Annotated in this window: 9 protein-coding genes; 1 reads left to right on the top strand and 8 read right to left on the bottom strand. The window is 37.8% G+C overall.

The features are described from left to right. Positions 1-7: 7 nt before the first annotated feature. The 4 genes from AC0N32_RS17025 to AC0N32_RS17040 are packed head-to-tail and all read right to left on the bottom strand — an operon-like array spanning position 8 to position 4956. Positions 8-1108: an XdhC family protein gene (locus AC0N32_RS17025; RefSeq protein ID WP_476395040.1), complete on the bottom strand. Its 1101-nt coding sequence runs from the start codon at positions 1106-1108 to the stop codon at positions 8-10. Positions 1109-1133: 25 nt separating this feature from the next. After that, entirely contained in the window at positions 1134-3359 is a 2226-nt protein-coding gene (locus AC0N32_RS17030; protein WP_476395041.1) for a xanthine dehydrogenase family protein molybdopterin-binding subunit, read from the bottom strand. Between the two features lie 29 nt (positions 3360-3388). Then, positions 3389-4366 carry an FAD binding domain-containing protein gene (locus tag AC0N32_RS17035; protein WP_476395042.1) on the bottom strand — a complete coding sequence of 326 codons (978 nt, stop codon included), beginning with the start codon at positions 4364-4366 and terminating at the stop codon, positions 3389-3391. Then, positions 4363-4956: a 2Fe-2S iron-sulfur cluster-binding protein gene (locus tag AC0N32_RS17040; RefSeq protein WP_476395043.1), complete on the bottom strand. Its 594-nt coding sequence runs from the start codon at positions 4954-4956 to the stop codon at positions 4363-4365. The genes AC0N32_RS17035 and AC0N32_RS17040 overlap by 4 nt, the downstream gene beginning before the upstream one ends. A 370-nt stretch (positions 4957-5326) precedes the next feature. Between AC0N32_RS17040 and AC0N32_RS17045 the strand changes: the two genes are divergently transcribed. Beyond that, positions 5327-5929, top strand: coding sequence for an NTP transferase domain-containing protein (locus tag AC0N32_RS17045; RefSeq protein ID WP_476395044.1), 603 nt, complete (start codon positions 5327-5329; stop codon positions 5927-5929). 85 nt (positions 5930-6014) lie between these two features. On the opposite strand, the gene AC0N32_RS17050 is transcribed toward AC0N32_RS17045, so the two are convergent. The 4 genes from AC0N32_RS17050 to AC0N32_RS17065 all read right to left on the bottom strand — a co-directional run bounded on the left by AC0N32_RS17050 (position 6015) and on the right by AC0N32_RS17065 (position 10982). Beyond that, positions 6015-8414 carry an FdhF/YdeP family oxidoreductase gene (locus AC0N32_RS17050; RefSeq protein WP_476395045.1) on the bottom strand — a complete coding sequence of 800 codons (2400 nt, stop codon included), beginning with the start codon at positions 8412-8414 and terminating at the stop codon, positions 6015-6017. Positions 8415-8441: 27 nt separating this feature from the next. Next, entirely contained in the window at positions 8442-8792 is a 351-nt protein-coding gene (locus AC0N32_RS17055; protein WP_476395046.1) for a DUF7009 family protein, read from the bottom strand. Then, positions 8792-9664, bottom strand: coding sequence for a formate dehydrogenase accessory sulfurtransferase FdhD (gene fdhD, locus AC0N32_RS17060; RefSeq protein ID WP_476395047.1), 873 nt, complete (start codon positions 9662-9664; stop codon positions 8792-8794). Before fdhD ends, AC0N32_RS17055 begins: the two co-directional genes overlap by 1 nt. 643 nt (positions 9665-10307) lie before the next feature. Beyond that, positions 10308-10982, bottom strand: coding sequence for a DNA-processing protein DprA (locus tag AC0N32_RS17065; protein ID WP_476395048.1), 675 nt, complete (start codon positions 10980-10982; stop codon positions 10308-10310). Positions 10983-10991 lie beyond the last annotated feature (9 nt).

Genomic DNA, 10991 nt, shown 5'->3' on the forward strand with positions numbered 1-10991 from the left:
ACATTTTTTACCCGTGTATTTTATCTGTTCTGTAGCGCAGCGAGGTTCCTTTTCGACTTTCCATTACAGCTTTGATTTCGGAAATGGCCGACAAAGCAATTTCCTCGGATGTTTCTGCACCAATATCCAGACCAATGGGACCGTAGATTCGATCCAGATCTTGATCTGTCAAGAAAATTCCTTCATTATTCAGGTCATTAATCATTCTGAGCAGCTTTGTCTTGGGTCCCAAAGTACCGATATAGGGACAGTCAGTTTTCAAGACCAGCTTCAAAACTTCAAGGTCATACTGATAATTGTGTGTCATCAGCAAAACAAAAGTTCTTTCATCCACTATAAAATTATTAAGCAATTCTTCAGCTCGGGAGACGATGACATTTTTTGCCTCAGGAAATCTTCTGGTGGTGGCGTATGCAATTCTTCCCTCCCCAACAGTAACTTCCCAACCGAGTAAATCTGCAATTTTAACAACAGGTTTCACATCATTGCCTGCACCCACCACTAAAAGTGATACCGGAGATGCTACATACTGCAGTAACACAGACTGTTTGGTATTTTCAAAAATAAAATCCTTGATGGCTGAAGTTCTGTTCTGTAAAACTTCCTGTAAGCTATGGTTTAAATCTTCGCTTTCGAAATCGTTATCATCAATACCTTTATAAATTAAAACAGTACCTTTCTGTTCAGCGTTTTTGCTTAATGAAAACTGAGTAAATATTACAGATGCATCACGTGACTCAGCAGACTTCTCAAGCAGTATTATCGGATTATTGATATCACTGTCATCAATATATTCAAATAAAATATATACAATTCCATTACATCCTAGTTGAATACTAAATTCCTGAACACTGTCATCAGTTGTGTCGTATGTAATCAGTTTATTGTGTTTCTGATTGATGGCAAGCAGTGCTTTTCGAAGTGCATCACCTTCAAGACAGCCACCACTTATGGCACCGGTTAAAATTCCATCCTCAGTAACCAACATTCGTGCGCCAGGTTGTCTGTAGGATGATCCTTCTACCTTCACAACAGTTGCCAGAGCAGTTTTCTTACCATTAGCTACAGCTTCACGGTAGGATTTTATAATATCATTAATCTCTTTCATTGATTTCCAGATTAGTCTGATAATTTTAATGATTAATCGCCATTAGAATTTTATCCGGCATAATCGGAAGATCTCTCATTCTCAATCCTATTGCGTTATAAACAGCATTTGCAATTGCTGGTGCCGTTCCAATAATCCCAACTTCACCAAGACCTTTCGCACCAGAAGGATTAATATTCGGATCTGGTTTATGAATAAAATCAACCTCAATAATGGGTGCATCGGCATTCACGGCAAAGTGATACCCGGCAAGATCGTTACCAATCAATGCCCCCAATTTATGGTCGATTAAATTTTCTTCCATCAAAGTCATTCCAATGCCACCAACTGCCGCACCTGACATTTGATTGGCCGCCGCCTGGCTGTTGATAATCTTTCCGCCATCAGCAATGACTACCATTTTATCAATCTTAACTTTTCCGGTTCTTTTATTGACCCTTACTTTACAAAAGTGTGCAGCAGAGGAACCAAAAGCATACTTCTGTCTTTCGCTACCAGGTTTTGAAGCAACCTCTATCCTTATCTCATTGATGTTATTTTTTTCGAATAGCTCTTGATATTTTAAAACATTTTTGATATCATTTTGTAAACTGATACCATTGTCATCAAGTCTGATATTTTCAAGCTTGGCAGCTTTAAATTTTTCATTGATTGCAGAAGCATACTCCGCTACCTTTAATTTTAACTGGTTGCCTGCATCAAAAACAGCCCCACTTACCGATGACAATCCAGTGCTTCCACCTTGACTTGGCGCAGGCGGAAGTGTTGAATTCCCAAGCTCAATGCTAATTTTCTCTTTAGATATTCCAGTAATCTCATGAGCGATATTCTGCATGCCGGTTCCTGTACCAGTTCCGATATCGGTCATTGCAGTTTGAACAAGTACATTGCCGCCTTTATCTAAGATAATGGCTGCTTTAGCCTCCTGCCTACCCGCATTCCACATTCCGACAGCCATACCGTAACCGATGTACCAGTCACCCTCTATAGTCGTGGCAGGTGCCGATTTTCTATCGTTCCAGCCAATCTTTTCAGCTCCTTTTTTTATGCATTCGTCCAAAAAGTGTGTTGACCAAGGTAATCCAGATTCTGGATGTTTATCTAAAGAAATATTTTTCAACCTCAATTCAACAGGATCAATATTCAGTTTATAACTAATTTCGTCAATGGCTGACTCTAGACCAAAGATGCCAGTACAATCCCCCGGTCCTCTCATCCAAGTTGGTGTACTTAGATTTAAAGGGACTATTGCTGCTTCTGTCTTCAAATTGGGAAACTTATAAATCAAACGGGTCACGCCTGTGATATTGTCATTGAAATTCTGGAATACGGAGGTGCCGTTTTTTGCCTGATGTAATATACTCAAAAGATTGCCTGATCGATCTGCAGCTAACTTCACTCTTTGCCAAGATGCAGGTCTGTAACCGGTTCCGGCAAACATTTGAGGACGTGTAAGCATCAGTTTGACAGGCCGGTTTACTTTTTTTGCTCCTAATGCAGCAGCCAAAGTATGAGGCCACACTTGCAATCCTGAACCGAAACCTCCACCAACAAATTCACTGAAGACCTCAATATTTTTTTGCTCCAGATTGAATAGTTTTGCAAAAGTCTTCTGAACGTTATTGACACCTTGATTCTTATCGTATAAGCGAAGTTTATCATCAGAAGTCCAATGGGCGATGGTAGCGTGCATTTCCATCGGATTGTGAACATCTGCTTTAATGTTATATTGAGAATCTACAGTATATTGCAAATTATCTATAATCTCTTGACTGCCTCTTTCTTTCCCTGTTTCTTTGAGTGGAACAGAATCTTTTGCAGATTCAAAATCAACGTTGAATTTGCTTTTTACATACTCCGCTTCTACAAGGGATGCTGCAAAGGTCGCATCCTCCAGCGTTTCAGCAATCACCAACGCTATAGGCTGACCTTTAAAATAAATTTTATCTGTATGGAAAACGGGTAAGGTGAATTTTGCTTCTTTTATTTTTTCCTCGCTGGAAAATGCGGGGACTTCTGGTTTGTTAAAATGAGTAATTACATCGATAACACCTTCTACTTTTTTAGCATTATCAACAAGGATGGATTTTATGGTTCCGGAAGGAATCGTACTGCCGACCAAAACACCATAACACATATTTTTTACCTCATATTCAGCAGAATACTTACCACTTCCTGTCACTTTCTCGACACCCTCAACACGGCCTTCAGGTCTTTTATTTTTAAAATTGAGTATTTCAAGTAATCCCATAATTTTCTAATTTTTAATTGATGTTACCGTTAAAGATTTACACAATTTTTTAAGGCAGTAACTATTGCGCCCTGAAGCATCGGAATTTTGTAGCCATTTTCTGATAAGGGTTTTAAATCTTTCGTAGCCAATTTTGCAGCTTGCTCAAAAACATCTTCAGTTGCAGATTTACCTTCTAAGAATTTTTCAGCTTCATACCAACGCCAAGGCTTATGAGCGACGCCTCCTGAAGCCAATCTCGCTTTAGAAATGGTATTTCCATTCATTTCAAGCGCAGCAGCCGCTGAAACCAAGGCAAAGGCATAAGACGTCCTGTCTCTTATTTTTACGTACGCATTATGTTTATCAAATCTATTCGAAGGTATTTGGATACTTGTAATAATTGCATTTTTTGGTAAAGTATTATCCAGCCAAGGTGTATTTTCGGGCAACTTGTGAAAGTCTTTGAAGGGTGTAATTATTTCATTCCCGTCTTCTGTTGTCGAAATCACCTGAGCATCCAACGCAGCCAGAGCAACGCAAAAGTCCGAAGGATGTACGGCAACACACTGTTCATTATATCCTGCTACAGCGCTCATCCTGTTATTACCTTCTAAGGCGCTACAGCCGCTGTTTGGTTTTCTTTTATTACACGGTGTGGTAACATCATAGAAATAAGGACAACGTGTGCGCTGCAAAAGATTTCCGGCAGAACTAGCCATGTTCCTGATTTGAGGAGACGCTCCGGCTAAAATAGCTTTAGAAATGAGAGGAAACTTTTCTTTCACATCTTTATCATTTGCGACTTGAGTGTTTGAAGCTAAGGCATCAATTTGTAAAATCTCTTTTTTAAAACTAATCTTTTTTGATAATGCAGAAGTGATGTCAATCAGTGTATCTGGCTGGACTACATTTTTCTTCATCAAATCAACTAGATTGGTACCGCCGGCAATGACTTGCTTGTTCACCGATTTTATTTGCGGAATATCGGCCAAGGAATCTACTTTTTGGATATTAAATGGTCTCATCTTGCTGCTACTTTTTGGATAGATTGAACAATACCGTTATATGCTCCACATCGGCAAAGATTGCCGCTCATATACTCTTTTATCTCCTCAACAGAATTGGTATGACCTTCCTTTACGCAAGCTACGGCAGACATAATTTGTCCTGGCGTACAATAACCACATTGAAAACCGTCGCATTCTATGAACGCCTTTTGCATCGGGTGCAATTCTCCTTTTGTTGCCAAGCCTTCTATAGTCGTGATTTCTTTTCCCTGCGCCATCGATGCTAGTGTCAGACAACCCAAAGCCCTTTCTCCGTCAATATGAATGGTGCAGGCACCACATTGTCCGTGGTCACAACCTTTTTTGGAACCAGTAAGATTCAGCTGTTCCCGGACAAAATCTAAGACGGTCGTGCGGGTGTCAACATACAAGGTATGGCTAGTTTTATTGACAGAGAGGGTAATTCTGGAAACATTCTTCTTAGGAATAAGAAATTGTTTCACATCCTGATAAAAAGCTTTCACAGAAACCGGCACCGCAGCAAAGGCAGCCAACAGACCGGAAATTTTCAGAAAGGACCTCCTGCTGTATTGTTCTTTTCTTTCCATATTACTTTTAGATTGTATCCTGATAAAGGTAATGTTTTTTCATTGATAATTTAGAAGGTTGTTGCTAATTCAAGTTCTTAGTTCATCAATTAACTAAACAAATCTTCTTAATAGTTATTAAAATGCTCAAAAAAATATTTAATTATATACCTTATTATAATTTAGATTATTACAATTTGCAGTACAAATCTGTAACCAACGTCAGTGAACCGGCTAAAATAACTGTAGATTAATGATTTTTATAAAATTTACATTTAAAGAATATGATTTTGTATTAGGGTTTAATTCAGAGTTTCAAGTTTATTTATGAACGATAATACTTAGTTTACATTAATTATATTTACACAAAGAATGAGCAAATAAAAAGATCATGTCACAAGTAAATGATGTTCCAGTTCTTAACGGACTAGTACTTTCAGGAGGAAAGAGTGTGCGAATGGGACTACCAAAAGATCAAATCAATTGGCACGCAAAAGAGCAACGGTATTATCTTGCTGATATTTTAGCTCATTTTTGTGATAAGGTTTATATTTCTTGCCGGCAGGATCAAGCTTGTGATTTAGATTCAAACTACAAATCAATCAATGATGTCTATTCAGACATAGGACCTCTCGGCGGTGTTCTTTCCGCTTTTCAATTTAAGCCTAAGCAAGCGTGGCTGGTTGTGGCTTGTGATATGCCATTTCTGGATGTAGATTGTTTAGACCTTCTCTTAAAATCCCGAGATGTCAATAAGATCGCAACAGCTTTTCAAAATCCTGATGACAATTTACCAGAGCCTCTGGTCACTATTTGGGAACCTAAGAGCTACCCAATTCTCACTGATTCTCTAGCATTAGGAAAGACCTCGCTTCGTCAAGTTTTACTTAATAATGATGCTTTCACAATAAAACCTTCAAGACCTGACATTCTTTTTAATGTCAACAATCCTGAAGAAATGTTGAGGGCTACAAAAATTTTAAGAAATAAATAATTTGCTAATTCTTAATATAATTGTCTCGATACACAACCTTCAGTAGAATTTACAAGGATTCTATGATTATTTAAATGATAATTTGTTAATCACCACTGTTACCTGTTGCAGCAATGATGTATTTCCCTATTCCTCCCAAAATGTCAGGATTGTGCTTTCGGATTTTGATGCGTACATATTTGGAAGCCGGCATATTGGCACCATTTACAACATTATTAATAGAGACCAACACGTTAGCTTCCGGAAAATAGGTCATTGTACTTTTCTGAGGAATTGAATATTTTACAACAATGAAAAGTGGTGCTATTCTTTCGATATTATCGTCATAATTAAAGAGGTCAACCTTATCACCTTCTTTTAATCCAGCCTGATTAATATCGTTTTCATTCATCATAATGACTCTTCGTTCATTAAAAATACCACGATATCTGTCATCTAATCCATATACAACCGTATTGAACTGATCGTGGGTCCTTGTTGTTCCCATCAGATATTCGTCATCCGCCAATGAATTATCCGGAACAGCTGTCACATTGAAGGCAGCTTTTCCCTCATATTTTTCACTTGTAAATTGACCATCTCTTGGGGCATTCGGAAGATAAAATCCGCCTTTTTGGACTACTCTTTTATTATAATTTTCAAATCCCGGAATACATTGCTCAATATCATCACGAATAGCGTCATAGCTGTTCATAAATTTATCCCAATCGATGACAGAACGTTTACCAAGAACTGTCTTTGCCATTCTGCAGGCCACTTGTGTTTCGTTGATAAGATGTTCGGAGATAGGATCTAGTACGCCCCTGGACCACTCCACAACGCCCATAGAATTTTCTGTGCTGATGTGCTGTAGTTGCCCATTAACATTATCTTTTTCACTTCTTGAAATTACCGGTAAAATAAGCGCTTCTTTGCCATGTATCAAATGATTCCTGTTCAGTTTGACTGAAACTAAAACAGACATCTCCAGTTTTCGCATCGCTTCTGCCGTAAAGCTGGTATCCGGTGCAGCAGAAAGAAAATTGCCGCCCATACAGAACATAAATTTAACTTTTCCCTGGTGCATCGCTTTTAAAGCATTAACAACATCATAACCGCCTTCTCTTGGAACTTTAAAACCATAAAATTCTTCAAGTTTATCCAATTGTTCTTCAGTTGGATGATGGTTGATTAATAAAGTTCTGTTGCCTTGCACGTTGCTGTGACCGCGAACAGGACATACTCCTCCACCTGAAATGCCGATACTGCCTTTCATCAAAAGAAGATTGACAATATTGTAGATCATATCCACACCATTTTTTTGCTGTGTAATCCCCATTCCCCAGCAAACAATCATTCTTTTTTTAGCAGCAATCATACTTGCCGCATCTCTGAGCATATCTAACGAAATTCCACATTCTTCAGCCAAATAAGAGAGATCATATAATTTTAGTTCTTTGACCAGATCATCAAATCCGCCAGTCTTATTCGTAATAAAATCGTAGTCAAGCACTTTGCCAGGATTTTTCTTTTCCTCCTCAAGTAATAAAATCTGTAGAGCCTTAAGGAGGGCCATATCACCATTGATTTTTACAGGAAGATAAAGATCAGACAACTCAAAAGGTTTATCGAGCAGAGCACGAACATTCTGAGGATCTCTGAATCCTTTCAGACCAGCTTCAGGTAGTGGATTTACAGCTAGGATCTTTGCACCATTTTTCTTTCCCTTCGTTAAAGCAGAGAGCATCCGTGGTGAATTTGTTCCCGGATTTTGGCCGATGATCATGATGAGATCAGTGTTGTAGAAATCTTCAAGTTTAACAGTCCCTTTTCCTATTCCTATGCTTCTTGAAAGGGCATAGCCAGAAGTTTCGTGGCACATGTTTGAACAGTCCGGAAAATTATTGGTGCCAAACTCACGACCAAAAAGCTGATAGACCCAAGTAGCTTCGTTACTGGTTCTTCCGGATGTATAAAAAATAGCTTCATTAGGTGACTTGAGGGCATTCAATTTTTCTGCGATTTTCGAGAATGCTTCGTCCCAGCTGATAGGCTGATAATTTGATGCTCCTGGAGGAAGATACATTGGCTCTAATATTCTGCCTAACTGACTAATTTCAAAATCCGTAAGCTTTGCCAAATCATAAACCGAATTTTCTCTAAAAAATTCTGCACCTATTTTTTTTGAAGTAGCTTCTTCAGCCAATGCTTTTGCGCCGTTTTCACAATATTCGCCAATTTTGGACCGCTCATCATCTGGATCAGGCCAAGCACAACTAGGACAGTCAAACCCATCAAACTGATTCATGCTGAAAAGTGCCCTGCCACCTCTTAGGACAGATGCGTCGCGAACGAGTTGCCCAATAGAATGAGCTACCGCAGGTGCGCCTGCCGCCCAGTCTTTCGGATCTTTAAGTTTTAAATCACTCAGTCTATATGGTGACTGAGCCGAAGGTAAATTATAGTCGTCCAATTTATTTTCGTCAGATGAAGATTTGTCTTTCATATTGTAAAATTTAAAAGCGAATAGAAATCAGCATTTGATATTGGGATTGGGATAATTATCGCTTTGATCCTCAGCTGAATTATCGATGCATACAAAATCCTTTTCTATCAATACTTTGACCAAACCGGACTGCCCGTCAAATCCTACTCTATCTGTAGAAACCCATTCTTTTACTTGTGCCTGAGGCATTTTCAAAACAATCTGATTTTCAATAAATGATACAGACATTTCTTTATCTTCTGTACTTTCAATCTTATATATGAAAGGACGATTCATAAATTCTGTTGTACAAGAAACTAAACCAGTTTTTCCCAGCAGAGCAACTTCTGACTGTGTCAAACGAAATCTCACTGAATTATCTTTAATCCTAATTTTCATTATAAATTTTCTATTGTAAAATGACTTCCCAAATGATAAATATTAAACCGATTGTCCCGAAGAAAACCAATTAAGGTCATATCAAATTCTTTAGCTAGATCAACTGCCAGGCTCGATGGTGCGCCAATTGCAGCTACAGTAGTTATACCCGCCATTGCCGCTTTCTGAATCAACTCAAAACTTGCCCTTCCACTGAGTAGCAAAATATGATGATCAAGTGGTAATATATCAGAGGACAAAGCATAGCCAATCAACTTATCCAAAGCATTATGTCTTCCTACATCTTCACGAATTGCAAGCAGATTTCCGTCCGTATCAAAGAGACCTGATGCGTGGATTCCGCCTGTTACACTGAAATTATTTTGAAAAGCTCTCAGCTTTTCGGATAGCTGATAAAGTATGCTAAGCTCAATATTATCTCTCTCTCTATTCTGATGGATATAAGTGCTTACTGTTCTTATAGACTCGATGGAGCCTTTTCCACAAACACCACAACTGGATGTGGTGTAAAAGTATCTATCGATGTTCCTTAGGTTTGGACTAAAATAATCTTCAAGTTCAACTATAATCGAATTTTCTCCAGAAATTTTACAATTGGACTTTGGTCTTTCTATACTTTTAATCTGATTTTTGCTCGTAATAATACCTTCAGTAAACAGAAAACCCGACGCCAATTCTGCATCATTTCCGGGAGTTCTCATTGTTACTGAAACATTTTTACTAATCCTTAATTCGCCATCTGTATATAGGACCTTAATTTCTAAAGGTTCTTCAATGGAAACGTCATCCTCAGAAGAAATATTAATCTTCTCATTGACTTTGATAATGTCTATTCGCATTACAGATTTACCGGCTGACAATTGGCTATTCATATACTATAATTATAGTAAAGGTAAAAAATTCCACGCGAAAATTAGTTCAATTAAAGTCTTTATTATTATTTTGACTATGCAATTTTATAGTTTCTATTTTTTGCATAAAGATATGTTGCACTTAAAGAAATAGAAGCGTCAAATATGCGCTGGGCATTTAATGAGATTGCTAAAGACTAATCAAATAGGACTTAAGATCATTGCTATGGATGGTGCAAAGATTAGTAGTGCATCATTTTATAGAGCAATCAAAAATCCAATCTATTGTGGCAAGATATTTATCAAAGCTTATAAGATGAAGAAGCTTGTCTCGTAGATGTAATACATGAAAGCTTAATTTCAGAAAGCTTATTCAACAGGCACTACAGATTTTACCAAATCTTACAATATTATATTCTCAAGATAATGATGAAACTAAAAAAAAATTATCAAGTTCGATTTTAAAGAAAAACTGCAATTTCAAGATAATGATTTCCGAAGCTAAACTTCGACTTATCATCTATATTACTATTAAACAATGCTTTACAAAATAAAAAAAGGAAAAATCACTTTAGGAGTGATTTTTCCCGTCAAGTGAACTGTTCTTGAGGCAATTTCTATCTCAGATTTACCTCTTGGAGAATAGGTCAAAAAGGTAAGAAACTCAAAAGACATATTCTTCTTTTGTGGTTAAAAAAGGAATACTTTCGATTAAAAATTCAAAGTTGTCATTAGTCAATACCTGCGCACCGTAACTTAGCAGTTCTTCTGCCCACGAAACTTTTTCATTGAGAACATTTTCCATAATGAGCAACTGTCTTCCTAATCTTAATGCCTCCAAACCCTGATGTTTTGTTCCGCTTTTCTCACTAGCTTCAATAATAATCGTAGCATCGCTTATCAATGCCATTGTTCGGTTTCTTATAGGGAAACTTTTTGGAGTTACGGGATAGTTTTCCGGGAACTGCGAGATCAGTAAGTGATTTTCAGCAATGAAATCCTGAAGGTCTTTATTTTCAGCAGGGAAATATTTATCAAGGGGTGTCCCGATAACACCTATAGTGTGACCTTGAAATTCAATGGCAGTTTTATGTGCGATCGAATCAACACCTTCCGCCAAGCCACTCACCACAGTAATGTCATTTTGAACCAAGAGCTTCGCTATCTTTCTTGCTCTTCTTATACCCAGTTCAGAAACCTTCCTGGAACCAACGACCGCTACCCTTCTTCCATTTTCCAATAACGAAAAATCCCCTTTGTAAAACAACTCTTTGGGACTGTTCTTTTTCTCAACGGTAGTAAGCTTATCGTAGTATTTGTTAAAAGTACGGATCTGCATAGGTCTTCA

This window comes from Chryseobacterium endophyticum (assembly GCF_056333165.1).